Raw genomic sequence first — 13,260 nt, forward strand, 5'->3', positions numbered from 1 at the left:
CCTGGTCCTGGGTCCTGGGTCCTGGGTCCTGGGTCCTGGGTCCTGGGTCCTGGGTCCTTCAGGATTTTGTTTAGTTTATTTTATTTTCAATACTGTAAAGTGCGGCAGGCTCTTTCACGTGGCCAGTTCGATACTTTATTAATGAAGCTATCATTTTGCTTACGGATTTCGTTTTGGCTAAAAGGCTATTAGACATTGTTTCGTCTAAGTAGCCGAAGTCTCGAGCGAGCAGAAGCTGAGTATATAGCTCTCCACAAGAGCCTTTGGCGATGTACAAAAACCTTACCGATTCTTTTATAGTTTCCCGCTCTTCGCCTTCAGCAATATTTGATGGAACCGAAACAGCAGAGCGACGAATTTGGTCTTTGAGAGCGTAATCCTTGCAGGAACCTATCGCTTTGTATGCTTTAGACGCAAGCGCAAAAGACTCTTGCCACACTCTTAGCTTTTCGTACTCCATTTAGCCACTCTTTGCTTTTTAAGAATCCGCTTCTCGCTCTTCCTAGGTCCTACTCTTTCAAGCCCTTCCCAGGCCCTATTCTTTTAAGCCCTACCCAGGGCCCAGGCCCGCTTTCGCTCTTCCCAGCCCCTGCTCTTTTAAGCCCTTCCTAGGACCCAGGTCCGCTTTTCGCTCTTCCCAGGTCCTAAAATCGCTACGCGATTTATGGCCACGTCTTAACCCTTAATGCGCCTTCCGTTAGCTCGTTGAAGCCAGTGATGGTTGGCAGTAGCTGACGGATGACTCGGTTCCAACGGGTGATTGGGGCCGCGGTGACGTAAACAATATCGTAAGGTTGCAGTTCGAATTCAGTGCCGAGTACCAGTGCAGAGGCATCTTTGATATCAAGCTGATAAATACTCGCAATCTTCTGCTCTTGCTCTCCGCTCTGCTCTCTCTGCTCTCTCTGCTCTCCCTGCCCTTTCTGCTCTTTCTGCCCTTCCTGCTTTCTCTGCTCGGAGCGAATTACAAACACGCCAGTGGCGTCGGCTTCCAGTTCATTGATGCCGCCGACAGCGCTTAAGGCTTCGGTCAGACTCATTCCGGCGCGGTCAATTTTCAGCAGTTGTGGGTCGTTCACTTCGCCCATCACGAACACTTTTTGTGAATCGTTACGTGGCACATGGACGATGTCGCCTGGTTGCAGCAGGCGGTTTTGAGTCAGGTCGCCGCGTTGCATCAAGGCATGGAGTGAAACACTTTGCTCTACGCCGTTTCGCGTCAGGGCAACGTTTCGCCAATCCGCGTTTTCTGCCAAACCACCCGCATGGTTAACCGCATCCAACAGCGTGAGTGGAATGTTGGTAATAGCCTGTTTGCCCGGCTTGTTGACTTCACCGGTGATGTAGGTTTTTTGTGAGCGGAATGCCGCAATGTTCACGTCTACTTGAGGGGTTTCAATAAATCGGGCCAGACGCTTTGCAATATCATCACGGATTTCGGTCACCGTTTTCCCTTCTACCGAAACGGTACCAATGTACGGGTAGAAGATGGTGCCATCTGCATGTACCCAGTTACCTGATTCGCTGGAGCTGCGGTAAGAGCCAGCTGGAATGGTGAGTTCCGGGTGGTCCCAAATGGTGACATTGAGGATATCGCCAGGGCCAACACGGTATTCATAGCGGGTGAGCGCGGCATCTAACTCTGGGTTGGATTGCGCAGCCACTTCAGCTTGTTTGAAAGAAGAAATGTTCGAAGGCTTCAACAGGTGAACATTCACCAGTTGATCAATGCTTTTTTCTTCTTCGTTGGTTTCGGTCTGGTGCTTATCACTCACTGATAAGTGGCTACCCGGCATGGCACAACCAGCCAGGGATGTTGTAAGCAAAACGCTAATTACTACTTTTTTGAAATATCCATGCTTCTGACAACAGCTACTAGGTGGTTATAAAAGGGGAATAAGATCTGGGTCCTGGGTCCTGGGTCCTGGGTCCTGGTTGCAGTTTATCTGCTCTAGGTACGTCCTATCAGTAATCTCGACAATTGTGCATTGGTCACTTCTGCCGTTCTCGATGACCATTCATCAAAAATACGCGCCGATAATAATACATCAGTTAATAAATTGAGACTTAATAAGCCATAAAAAAGCGAGCTCGACTCGCTTTCGTGATCTTGCTTCACCATGTGTTCTGGAAATTTAGACACGCTACCGCCCTTAGGTGTCGTTCCTAATCCACGCGGTACGCTCTGCTTTTCGTGTTAAGTGTCACTTATTGGGCATATTGAGATGCAATCCGAAAACATGACCTCTCAATTGAGTGACAAGAGTCTTATTTTTGGCGGGCAGAGTTTAACACTATCTATGCAGAAATTTGTACAGGGGACAGGTTATATTTTTTCTAAGGCGCACATTTGTTTCATAATGCAACCATTGGTTATATACATATGTTTTTATTGATTTTTATAAGAAGTGTGATTGCATTTCAAACAGCATCAGGAGGAAATATCAGCAGGTTAGGGGAAATCTGTCGTTGAATAGAGTGTCAAAAATTCGGCGAAACTCTTATTTTGACACTTCAAAACTCTCACTCGTAACAAATTGTTACGATTCAAAGATGGTTAGTTTACCCACATTCAGAGTAACACCTTTTTCGAGCAGCTCGACGTTTCCGTCTCCACATATGGTTAAGCGCACATGGGGCATGGGTTCATTCACATAATATTCGCATTTCTCAGTGCCAGCGCCCACGATACGACTGTAGATCACCACGTCTTTCGCCATAACGGAAGGGGAAACAAAAACAAGGTGTTCATTCGTGGGGGAGACGTGCACTTTCTCTTTTACACCACTAGACCAATGAATGACTGCGTTGTTATCAACATTTTCTCTTGGCGCATATCCGGCACATCCTGTTAAAAGTGCACTTAAAGCTGCTGTGGCAACATAAAGGACTAATCTCATACTTCAACCTTGCTGTTAAATTTGGCGCAGTCTACTTGCCTGCCTCTAATGAGCACAAGCTCAAAAATTTGAGCCTGCTCCAGCAATGTCTCAACTTTTTCAGAAAACCCCCAGAAATAGACGTTTCAGTCACGTTTTCGGTTTACTTAACCGTGGTATCTGTTTAGCATTTTATATACCTGATCATTTTTTTAGACAGGCGTAATACATTTGATACGGAGTATCCCATGAAAAAACAGCTATTGCTGCAATCGCTGCAATGATGATGGCTTCGCCAGTAATGGCAGCTGAAGAAGTCGCAGCGACTACCGGTGGCTCTACCGGTGGTGTTGGTGCAACCGGCGCGGCAGTTGGTGGTGTAAGCGCAACTGCGGTTGGTGTTGGCGTCGCTGTAGTGGCAGCGACTGTTGTTGCTGTTGATGCAGCTAACAATGACACGGCAACGACCACCACTGTAACTGCAGCGAACTAATCTGCTTTACCGTGTAACAAAACCGGACAGTGCAAGCTGTTCGGTTTTCTTGTTTATAGCTTCCGCAGAAATTTTGCGTATGACAACGTTGTATTGAAATGAAACATCCCTTTATCTTTCCGAAACTTGCGTTTCTTTTTCTCGCTGCCGCACTTTCCGGATGCAGCCAAAAGTATCAGGACGTTCAAGACACGATGTCACTGGCGCTGTCTGGGCCTGCAGATATTGTTCTGCCACCCGAACAGGTTATCGACCTGCCCTATGCCAGCATGTATGCAAAAGTTGAAAACAGCGCTCAGGCGTTCTTGGTGCTGGGCTTTGCAGAACCTACCCATTCTAAGGTTTCAGCGCTCGCTGGCGTTCATCGCTTAAAATGGCTTTCTGCCAATCATGAAATGCTGGTCACTGAACGTGGCCGTATCGTAAAAACCATCAACCTTCTTGGTGGCAACCTGAGCGCGAGTTTCTCCTCTATGCCTGATCCTTTGGCGCTTGGCCTGCTGAAAGCAGATACCCCAAAAATATGGGAAAGACAGATTGACTGGCAGCCTGGCCATTTCAGCAGCGTCACCCTTAAATCTGAGTTTAAAGCCCAGGGCGCTCAAACCATTATGGTGAACGACAGCCCTGTTGAAACCTTGCTGTTTACCGAGTCGGTTTATGCGGTTGAACTCAACCAGCATTTTGAAAATAAATTTTGGCTACACCCTTCCAGTGGGCGTGTTATCGCCAGCAAACAATTCTTAGCGCCGGGATTGGCAAGTATTGATATCACCGTGCTGAAACCCTTTGCCGGGGAGTTACAATAAGATGTTTACGTTTTCTTCCTCTCGCGCTCTGGCACTTCGCTCTGCGCTCTTTGCGTTGGTCAGCTTGCCTTTGCACTCTCAGGCCAGTGAGCAAACACAGGTTTATGTTTCTACGTCTTTAGAGAGCAACACGGCATTCACTGTTTCTTTTGATGCTGCGCCTCGTGTGTCCCAGCTGGTTTCTGAAGGTGCCAGGGTTATTCGCCCTCACCTCTTAAACCAGGCACAAGCGCACCAAAGCGAGCTGATTTACTGGCAAGGCGCTTCACTTTTCAGCAATACGCTGTCAGACGCTACCACTGATCTTCTGGAAAGCGTGAAAGCGGATTTACACACCTTAAGCGCGGAGTGGGCTGATGATGCCGAGTACAAAGCATCTGTCGATGCGCTGATTGGTTATATCGAGGATTCCACTTTCCGCGAACGCCTGGATGTACCGCTGGATGAAGATTTTTATTTGATGGGCAGCCGCATTAACCCACTCGCTAACGGCGACCTGACACTGATTTTGCCGCGTCGACCTGAGCAAGTGACGGTAATAGGCGCGGTGGTTGAACCAAAGCATGTGCCTTTCGCCACATTGACCGATGCGAACGGGTATTTGGCACACATTGACACCCTAAATACCTTCGGTATCAGCGAAGTGGCCGTTGTGGCTATGAATGGCGAACTAGCAAACCACAAGATCGCTTATTGGAATGGAGAGGCTCAGAACATTCCGCCTGGCGCGGTGATTTTCGTGCCTTTCCAGCGTTTGCCATTCGGCCTTTCTTCACTTAATGAAAAGCTTCCTCGTCTTCTTCAACACCGGGTTATGTAGTCATGCACCGTCGTATTTTTAAGCTGTCTTTCTTATCTGTTGCGGTGCTGCATGCCTTACCGGCTTTGTCTGAAACCGTGCAAACCTTGCCTTACCAACCGACTCAAAGTGATTTTGGCGGCGTCGGTTTGATGCAAATGCCAACCGGCCGCGTCGCCCCGGAAGGTGAGTTTTCCATCGGTGCAACTTTTAACCCAGACTATCGCCATTACCACAGCTCCCTGCAACTCATGCCTTGGCTTGAAGCCACTATTCGCTACACACAGGTGCCTGAGCGCCTTTATAGCGGTGATGAGGGTTTCAGCGGTGACACTTATTACACTGACAAAGGCATTGATGTAAAAGTGCGCCTTTGGGAAGAAGGTTATTGGCTGCCTGAAACCTCGATTGGCCTTCGTGATTTAGGCGGAACAGGCCTTTTTGATGGGGAGTATATTGCCGCCAGTAAGCATTTTGGACCGCTTGACGTCACCCTGGGTGTCGGCTGGGGCTACATTGGCAACAGTGCCAACCTTCGTGGCGATACCTCAAACGGTCTCGATTGTGACCGTGATACTTCCTACAAAGGCAAAGGCGGCAGCTTTGATTACAGCCGTTGGTTTACGGGCTGTATGTCAGTATTTGGCGGCGTGGAATATCAAACCCCGTGGGAGCCGCTTCGATTGAAGGTGGAATATGATGCTAACAACTATGCATCTGATTTTGCGCCGGATATGGTTCAGGATTCAAACTTTAACTACGGCCTGGTATACCGCTTTGACCGCTGGGGTGATCTGCGCGCAAGCTATGAGCGCGGTAACACCTGGACGCTGGGCTTTACCCTGAAAACCAACTTCAACACGCTTTCACAAAACTGGGTGGATACGCCAACGCCTGCTTATAAAGGTAAGCAAGAAATAGATGTGGCAGATATCGACTGGGACAAGGTTGCTGTCGATTTGGATAACATTGCTGGATATAGCGACACCAAAGTCTATGCTGACAATGAATCCGTGACCGTGGTGGGCAGCCAATCAAAATACCGAGACCGCAAGATTGCCCATGAAAAAGCGGCAATGATTCTGACCAACACAGGATCAACGGCATCTCAGTTTCATTTGGTTGAGCAAAGTGCTAACCAGCCCACCACGCAAACCGTGATTGATACTGCGGCCTTTGAAAAAGTAGCTAATCAGGAATACGTAGGCGCAAAGGTCACAGACGCCACCCAACTGGTTAGCCCAGCATCACCACGCGGTATGCTTCAAGCCGACACGGGTAAGCCTTGGTCGGTGAGCGTTTCACCGACGCTTCAGCAGTCAATTGGTGGTTCTGAAGATTTCTATATGTTCAATATTGGTGTTTCAGCCGGTGCCAGCTACTGGTTTGGCGACAATGTTGAGATCGGCGGCGGCGTTTACGTCAACCTGTATGACAACTATGACAAGTTTTTGTACGACGTACCGCCAGACGGCACGGACTTGAAGCGCGTTCGCACCCTGGTTCGCCAGTACATTTCTGATAACCCTGTGCGTGTCAGCAACCTGCAGTTAACGGCTTTCGATAAGTTTGGGGACAGTATTTATGTTCAGGGTTACGGCGGCTATCTGGAAACCATGTTTGCAGGCGTGGGTGGCGAAATTTTGTATCGCCCACTCAACAGTAACTGGGCATTCGGTTTAGACATGAACTACGTGGCACAACGTGACCCTGATTCTACCTTCGGAGTGTTCACCGAAGAGCGCCACTATGACCCAACAACCGGCCGCTACTATCGCGTTCAAACCGGCACACCGACCGGCCATTTCACGACGTATTATCGTCCGGAGTGGAGCTGGTTCAACGATTTGCTGATTAAGGCAAGCGTGGGACAGTATCTGGCGGAGGATAAAGGCGTGACGCTGGATGTCTCCAAGCAATTTGACAGCGGCGTGATCGCCGGCGCTTACATGGCGAAAACCAACCTTTCGGCAGAGGAATTTGGTGAAGGCAGCTTTAACAAAGGCTTCTACATTTCGATTCCGTTCGACATTTTCACCATTAAGCCAAGCTCAAACCGCGCTTACATCGGCTGGACCCCACTTTCCCGCGATGGCGGCCAAATGCTGATCAGGAAATACAACCTGTATGGCATGACGGATGCGCGTTATCCGGGGGCGGAGTTTACGAATAGGTAATCGCGAGGAAGAGCAGGAAGAGCATAGGTCCTGGGTCCTAGGTCCTGGGTTCTGGGTCCTGGGTTCTGGGTTCTGGGTTCTGGGTTCTGGGTCCTGGGTTCTGGGTTCTGGGTTCTGGGTTCTGGGTTCTGCAGACAATTTAGAGGTGTAGGTTCAACGTCTAGCTTATTGCTCTCCTAGAACCCGCTCTTCCTAGATCCTAGGGCCTTCTTTTCCCAGGTCCGGCTCTTACCCCCATCACCACCCTCTCTGCCAAACCTCGCTGTTCAATCTCACCCGCCAACGCTTCTTGCGCTTCTTTATCTCCATGAACGATTCTGATTTCTTTGGGCTTTGTGGGAATGCCTTCGATAAATTGAAGCAACTCGTTTTTATCAGCATGGGCGGAATAACCTGACATGGTGTGTATGTGGGCGCTTACCTTGATGTTCTGATTTCCAATTTCGACCCTTTTTGCGCCTTTTTGGAGTTTACGGCCCAGGGTGCCTTTGGCTTGGTAGCCTGCGAGTATCACGTCGGTTCTGGCATCTGGCAGCAGGGCTTCGAGGTAATTCAGAATACGGCCGCCATTGCACATTCCGCTGGCGGCAACAACAATGGCAGGCTCTCCGGTTTGTTGCAGACGGTTAACAAGCGCTTGGTGGTCTCCATGTGAGTCGATGGTGACGCATTGCTCAAAGGCCAGAGGATGCCTGCCAGCTTCAAGTCTGGTTTTGGCTTCTTCTCCCCAAAGGGCTTTAAATTCCCGGTAATGGTCGGTCACTTTGGCTGCCATTGGTGAATCTAAGATAATCGGTATTTTCGACCATTCCCGCCTTTCCAAGTCATTCAACTGCGTAGCGATGATGGCTTCAATATCAAAAAGGAGTTCCTGAGTTCTTCCCACGCTGAATGCCGGGATCAAAATGACGCCACCATCTTCAAGTGATCGTTTGATGAGTGTTTTTAGCCTCTGCGCTCTGTGTTCTATCGACTCGTGCACACCATCGCCATAGGTACTTTCGATCACCAGCACATCCGCCCTTGCAGGCGGTTCAGGATCGGGAAGCAGCGGCGTATTGTTAGGGCCGAGATCGCCAGAAAAGACGATCACTTCTTTGGTGGGGAGTTTTACTTCAACATACGCTGAACCAAGGATATGACCCGCAGGCTGAAAGCGAATATCGGCAACCACGCTGCGCTGATGACTCACAGTGTGCCAGGTATGGTAATTGACGGGAACAGTCAGGGATTCGATAAGTTTGAGGACGCGTTGGCGATCTTTTCTTTTGAGCCCAAGCTGAAGACGAAGCGCATCATCCAGCATCATGGGAACCAGCTTTGCGGTGGCTAGTGTGCAGTAAATCGGGGCCTGAAAACCGGCTGCGAGAAGCCAAGGCAGACGACCGATATGGTCTATGTGAGCGTGGGTCAGGATCAACGTATCGATATCATGTACATCAAATTCTATGTCTAACGGACATACTTCCTCGCCCTGAAACAACCCACAATCAATGAGGAGCTTTCCGTTTTCCGTAGTGAGTTGATGGCATGATCCGGTGACACCGGTTTTGGCGCCGTAGTGAGTGATGTGCATGATTTATCTCTGCAATAAGCGGATTTAAACCAGTTTGCGCCATTATAGATTGGAGTAAAGTGAAGGGGATTGACTGCAGGGAGGAGTTGGTAATTTCGATTGAAATAGATCGGCAGTTTCAAAAGGGATTCGAGCAAACGGAAATATTCGGTAAGCGCAATGATAAAGCGCTCCAATAGGGAGCGCTTCTATAGAGCATCTGACTAGCTTTTTATCCTGTCTCCTGCACCGCCACCAGTTGCTGTTTGAACAATGTAAGTAAAGTAAAGTTTCACGGTCAGCGTTTGGATCATTTTTTGATCCCATTCTGCAAGCAACTTAGGGGTCGACATATCAATTTCATTTACCTGAGCCAAGCCTGTGATACCGGGTAATACATCGAATACGCCTCTGGAGGCTCGCTCAGCGATAAGCTCTTCTTGGTTAAAAAGGCAAGGACGAGGACCCACCAAGCTCATTTCACCCTTCACTACGTTGATAAGCTGAGGCAATTCGTCCAGCTTTGTTTTCCTTAAGAATGCCCCTAGCTTGGTGACTGAAGAAGCGCTTGCTAGATGCGTCGCGACTGACACCGTGTCCGGGGCCATTGTGCGAAATTTAATCAAGGTAAAAGGCTTCTGTCCTTTGCCTACTCGCGTTTGACGAAATATAGGAGAACCAGTATCAAAGTAACCAATCACTGTCACGATAAGAAGCACAGGCCAAAGAAAAAGCAACCCCGTCAGGGCAAGGAAAAAGTCGAAGATTCTATACATTATTAATTCTCACAGTGTACTTTACTTAGCTGACAAATAGGCACGAACCGTATGTTGAATGCCTTGCTCAAAAGAGACGGGAGGCCTCCAAGCTAGCGTGTTTAGCGTTTCAGAAACATCCAGTTGGAGATTACCGCATAACCTATCTGCTAGATTAGATTTACGGCACAGCTTGGCTACCAATTCAATAAAGCCCTTAGGTATGGGCAGAAGCATGGCAGACTTGTCCATTTCCATGCCAATTTGACGCATCAAGCGTGTAGTGGAAACATCATCATTGTCCGATACAAGAAACGTTTTGTTTGCCGCAGCAGGATGCTCGCAACAAGTTAGGATGAGTGAAACAAGATTATCAATATAAACTAAGCTACGCTGATTATTTATCTTTCCAAAGGGAAGGGGGATGGGTTTGGACATCAGCGTCATCATCGCTTTGAAGTTTGCCTTAACATCAGGACCATAGACCAAAGGGGGACGGATAATCACCACTTCTAAGTCTGTCTCTTCCGCTATTTGTCGTAGGCCCACTTCAGCCTCATACTTGCTCAATCCATAAGGATCGCTTGGCACCTTGCCCAATATGGGTAAGAAAGGCTGACCTGTATTTGTAAACTCACCATTAACTTTTATTGAGCTGATGAAGATCAATCGTTTAACACCATGTAGGGCGGCTTGCTTGGCGAGATTGAGTGTGCCAGCAGTGTTTACTGACCTATAACTGGCTAAGATTTCTTCCGGACTATTCGACTCAGTCATTTGATGAACACGTGCCGCACAGTGCACAACAACGTCAATATTATTCAAAGCAGATGACCAATCTGTGCCTCCGTCGATTTGAGGAATGGTGATCGCCCCTTCCAATTCATTTTCGTTCCTCGACTGGAAACAGCATTCCCATCCTGACGATTTAGCGGATCCGACGACTTTACTGCCAACGAACCCGCCTCCCCCAGTCACTAAAATCTTCACTATGCATACACTCTAAACAACAAATGGCTAATACTAACATGACCTAGTAGCGAGTCATATTAAACATCCTTACAACCTATGCCCCCTGCAGTAGTCGTCACTTCGACTTAGCTCTTTCCGAACCTAAAACATTTAACAAATGTATGTGCTTAGGGGGTATATTTTGGTATTAAGGCGTAGTAATTTCGATATTTCAGAGAGAGTTCAGCTTTTTAAAATGCTAAGATCCCTCATCATCATTGGGACAGAATAACTAGGTAAGAAAATGAACAAAAAACGCGTGCTGACCGTTTTTGGCACCCGACCAGAGGCTATAAAGATGTCACCTCTCGTCCATGCTTTAGATGCAGATGAACGATTCGATGCCAAAGTCTGTGTTACAGCTCAACACCGCGAAATGCTCGACCAAGTTCTTGATTTGTTTGATATCAAACCTGATTATGATCTAAATCTAATGCGCTCGGGGCAAACTCTAAACGATGTAACCGCATCAATCCTCATTGAACTGAAACCTGTCCTTCAATCATTTAAACCCGATGTGGTACTCGTGCATGGCGATACTGCAACAACATTTGCCGCAAGCTTAGCAGCATATTATGAGCAAATTTCTGTAGGCCATATCGAAGCAGGACTCCGCACTGGTGATATATATTCACCATGGCCAGAAGAGGCTAACAGGAAACTAACCGGCGCTTTGACTTCATTTCACTTTGCTCCTACCAGCGCATCAAAGCAAAACCTTGTTGCAGAAGGCTACAATGATGCCACCATTCATGTGACCGGTAATACTGTGATTGATGCCCTTTTGTGGGTCAAAAGTAAAGTCACCGAGAGTGAGACACTGAGAGCTAGGCTCAATGAGGACTTCCCATTTTAGATAATCATAAAAAAATGATACTCGTGACAGGCCATCGGAGAGAGAGTTTTGGTGGCGGGTTTGAGAGAATCTGTGAAGCCTTGGTAAAGGTTGCGGAGAGACATCCTGATGTTCAGATCGTTTATCCGGTTCATTTAAACCCTAATGTTAGAGAGCCGGTCAATCGAATCTTGAATGATATTGGAAATATATTTCTTATAGAGCCTCAACAGTACCTACCCTTTGTATACCTAATGAGTAAGGCTCATATTATATTGACCGACTCAGGAGGTATTCAGGAAGAAGCTCCTTCACTTGGCAAGCCCGTTTTAGTGATGAGAGATACAACTGAAAGACCAGAAGCATTGAAAGCTGGCACCGTCAAACTCGTTGGAACTTCTGTGGAGAAAATCACTTTGCATATTGAAACACTTCTTACTGACCAAGATGAGTATGCAAAGATGGCCTTTGCCCATAATCCCTATGGGGATGGGCAAGCGTGTAAAAGAATACTGGATGTTTTAGCTTAAATTAATAAGGGTATTTATGCCGTTTAATACGATATCTGTAATCGGGCTTGGCTATATCGGCCTTCCTACTGCTGCTATGTTTGCATCTCGCAAAAAAAACGTTATTGGCGTAGACGTCAATCAACATGCAGTTAATACGATTAATAAGGGACAGATTCATATCGTAGAACCTGAACTTGATATGATTGTTCACGCTGCGGTGAGTGAGGGATACCTTAAAGCCGTAACTACACCAGAGCCTGCAGATGCATTTTTAATCGCTGTTCCGACACCGTTTTTGCCCAATAGCAACTCAGGAGTGCCTGAACCTGACTTGTCTTACATTGAAGCTGCAGCGAAAGCTGTTGCGCCTGTCCTTAAAAAAGGGGATTTGGTAATCCTTGAGTCAACGTCGCCTGTCGGTGCTACAGAAAAAATGGCAAATTGGCTAAAAAGTTCAAGACCAGATCTGTCATTTCCTCAAGATTCCGGTGACTCGGCAGACGTCAATATTGCACATTGCCCTGAACGTGTTTTACCTGGTCAAGTTGTTCACGAACTCGTTACAAATGACCGTGTTATTGGTGGAATGTCAGCAAGATGCTCCGAAAAAGCTGTGTCACTGTACAAAACTTTTGTAGCGGGAGAGTGTGTAATAACAAACGCTAGAACAGCAGAGATGGCGAAACTAACAGAAAATAGTTCACGTGACGTCCAAATCGCTTTTGCGAATGAGTTATCCATCATATGCGATAAACTGAACATAGATGTTTGGGAGTTGATACAATTAGCAAATAGACACCCAAGAGTAAATATTTTACAGCCCGGCCCTGGAGTCGGCGGACACTGTATCGCTGTTGATCCATGGTTTATCGTTTCCAAAACACCAGAGGAAGCCAAGCTAATTCACACTGCTCGTAATGTGAATGACGGTAAACCTTCTTGGGTGTTGAGCAAAGTCAAATTAGCGATAGTAGATTACCTTCAGCAAAATCCAGATAAAACTGTTAATGACGTGACTATTGCTTGTTATGGTCTAGCGTTTAAGCCTGATATAGATGACTTACGCGAAAGCCCTGCTTTACACATTTGCAAAGAATTGGCGAAGTTTCATGGTGGCAGCGTACTCGCTGTAGAACCAAATGTTAATATGCTTCCCGAACATTTAGCCCATATTGAATTGGTAGCTTTTGAGACTGCAGCACTGAAAGCAGACATACATCTTTTGCTAGTTGACCATCGAGAGTTTAAAGAAGAGACACCAAAACAAGGCATTGTCATTGATACTAAAGGTATCTGGCCGCAAAGTTAAAACATCTATAGAAAGTAGCCCATAACTAGCTTTACCTAAGTTAGGGCTACTTTCTATCAGCGAGCATCGATAAATCGCCTTCCTCGTGAAATTTCTGTTTAGACTTTAGTTCATCTCACTCGTCCA

At 47.2% G+C, this 13,260-nt stretch carries 11 protein-coding genes and 1 pseudogene; 6 read left to right on the plus strand and 6 right to left on the minus strand.

What is annotated here, in order from left to right; all coding sequences use genetic code 11:
• Nucleotides 1-70 precede the first annotated feature (70 nt).
• The 3 genes from G5S52_RS12570 to G5S52_RS12580 all read right to left on the minus strand — a co-directional run bounded on the left by G5S52_RS12570 (nt 71) and on the right by G5S52_RS12580 (nt 2,900).
• Nucleotides 71-460 (minus strand): four helix bundle protein, encoded by a 390-nt coding sequence (locus G5S52_RS12570; protein WP_165014023.1) that lies wholly within the window; start codon nt 458-460, stop codon nt 71-73.
• 202 nt (nt 461-662) lie between these two features.
• Nucleotides 663-1,796, minus strand: coding sequence for a polysaccharide export protein (locus tag G5S52_RS12575; RefSeq protein WP_438590721.1), 1,134 nt, complete (start codon nt 1,794-1,796; stop codon nt 663-665).
• Between the two features lie 744 nt (nt 1,797-2,540).
• Nucleotides 2,541-2,900, minus strand: a complete 360-nt coding sequence (locus G5S52_RS12580; protein ID WP_205743890.1) for a hypothetical protein — start codon at nt 2,898-2,900, stop codon at nt 2,541-2,543.
• A 259-nt stretch (nt 2,901-3,159) separates the two neighbouring features.
• On the opposite strand from G5S52_RS12580, the gene G5S52_RS12585 reads away from it, so the two are divergent.
• From G5S52_RS12585 to G5S52_RS12600, 4 genes are all read left to right on the plus strand, one after another.
• Nucleotides 3,160-3,372: a hypothetical protein gene (locus G5S52_RS12585; RefSeq protein ID WP_165014025.1), complete on the plus strand. Its 213-nt coding sequence runs from the start codon at nt 3,160-3,162 to the stop codon at nt 3,370-3,372.
• 98 nt (nt 3,373-3,470) lie between these two features.
• On the plus strand, nt 3,471-4,181 hold the full coding sequence (locus G5S52_RS12590) for a YjbF family lipoprotein (RefSeq protein WP_165014027.1): 711 nt from the start codon (nt 3,471-3,473) through the stop codon (nt 4,179-4,181).
• Between the two features lies 1 nt (nt 4,182).
• Nucleotides 4,183-5,001: a capsule biosynthesis GfcC family protein gene (locus G5S52_RS12595; protein ID WP_165014029.1), complete on the plus strand. Its 819-nt coding sequence runs from the start codon at nt 4,183-4,185 to the stop codon at nt 4,999-5,001.
• Nucleotides 5,002-5,003: 2 nt separating this feature from the next.
• A complete protein-coding gene (locus G5S52_RS12600) occupies nt 5,004-7,157 on the plus strand; it encodes a YjbH domain-containing protein (protein ID WP_165014031.1) in 2,154 nt (717 codons plus the stop codon).
• Between the two features lie 199 nt (nt 7,158-7,356).
• Here the strand turns inward: G5S52_RS12600 and G5S52_RS12605 are convergent, their stop codons facing one another.
• The 3 genes from G5S52_RS12605 to G5S52_RS12615 all read right to left on the minus strand — a co-directional run bounded on the left by G5S52_RS12605 (nt 7,357) and on the right by G5S52_RS12615 (nt 10,457).
• Nucleotides 7,357-8,733 (minus strand): MBL fold metallo-hydrolase RNA specificity domain-containing protein, encoded by a 1,377-nt coding sequence (locus G5S52_RS12605; RefSeq protein ID WP_165014033.1) that lies wholly within the window; start codon nt 8,731-8,733, stop codon nt 7,357-7,359.
• A 203-nt stretch (nt 8,734-8,936) separates the two neighbouring features.
• Nucleotides 8,937-9,488, minus strand: a complete 552-nt coding sequence (locus G5S52_RS12610; protein WP_165014035.1) for a sugar transferase — start codon at nt 9,486-9,488, stop codon at nt 8,937-8,939.
• Between the two features lie 21 nt (nt 9,489-9,509).
• Nucleotides 9,510-10,457 (minus strand): UDP-glucose 4-epimerase family protein, encoded by a 948-nt coding sequence (locus G5S52_RS12615; protein WP_165014037.1) that lies wholly within the window; start codon nt 10,455-10,457, stop codon nt 9,510-9,512.
• Nucleotides 10,458-10,722: 265 nt separating this feature from the next.
• Here G5S52_RS12615 and wecB point away from each other — a divergent pair.
• Together wecB and wecC are read left to right on the plus strand one after the other, a co-directional pair.
• A pseudogene (wecB, locus tag G5S52_RS12620) lies at nt 10,723-11,843 on the plus strand (non-hydrolyzing UDP-N-acetylglucosamine 2-epimerase).
• A 16-nt stretch (nt 11,844-11,859) separates the two neighbouring features.
• Nucleotides 11,860-13,134, plus strand: a complete 1,275-nt coding sequence (gene wecC, locus G5S52_RS12625; RefSeq protein WP_165014039.1) for a UDP-N-acetyl-D-mannosamine dehydrogenase — start codon at nt 11,860-11,862, stop codon at nt 13,132-13,134.
• Nucleotides 13,135-13,260 lie beyond the last annotated feature (126 nt).

The organism is Grimontia sedimenti, assembly GCF_011045095.1.
Taxonomy (GTDB): domain Bacteria; phylum Pseudomonadota; class Gammaproteobacteria; order Enterobacterales; family Vibrionaceae; genus Enterovibrio; species Enterovibrio sedimenti.

Excerpts from the sequence above, each read along its gene's own strand:
- G5S52_RS12570 (WP_165014023.1), bottom strand. The coding sequence starts at position 460 with ATGGAGTACGAAAAGCTAAGAGTGTGGCAAGAGTCTTTTGCGCTTGCG.
- G5S52_RS12575 (WP_438590721.1), bottom strand. The coding sequence starts at position 1,796 with ATGCCGGGTAGCCACTTATCAGTGAGTGATAAGCACCAGACCGAAACC.
- G5S52_RS12580 (WP_205743890.1), bottom strand. The coding sequence starts at position 2,900 with ATGAGATTAGTCCTTTATGTTGCCACAGCAGCTTTAAGTGCACTTTTA.
- G5S52_RS12585 (WP_165014025.1), top strand. The coding sequence starts at position 3,160 with ATGATGATGGCTTCGCCAGTAATGGCAGCTGAAGAAGTCGCAGCGACT.
- G5S52_RS12590 (WP_165014027.1), top strand. The coding sequence starts at position 3,471 with ATGAAACATCCCTTTATCTTTCCGAAACTTGCGTTTCTTTTTCTCGCT.
- G5S52_RS12595 (WP_165014029.1), top strand. The coding sequence starts at position 4,183 with ATGTTTACGTTTTCTTCCTCTCGCGCTCTGGCACTTCGCTCTGCGCTC.
- G5S52_RS12600 (WP_165014031.1), top strand. The coding sequence starts at position 5,004 with ATGCACCGTCGTATTTTTAAGCTGTCTTTCTTATCTGTTGCGGTGCTG.
- G5S52_RS12605 (WP_165014033.1), bottom strand. The coding sequence starts at position 8,733 with ATGCACATCACTCACTACGGCGCCAAAACCGGTGTCACCGGATCATGC.
- G5S52_RS12610 (WP_165014035.1), bottom strand. The coding sequence starts at position 9,488 with ATGTATAGAATCTTCGACTTTTTCCTTGCCCTGACGGGGTTGCTTTTT.
- wecC (WP_165014039.1), top strand. The coding sequence starts at position 11,860 with ATGCCGTTTAATACGATATCTGTAATCGGGCTTGGCTATATCGGCCTT.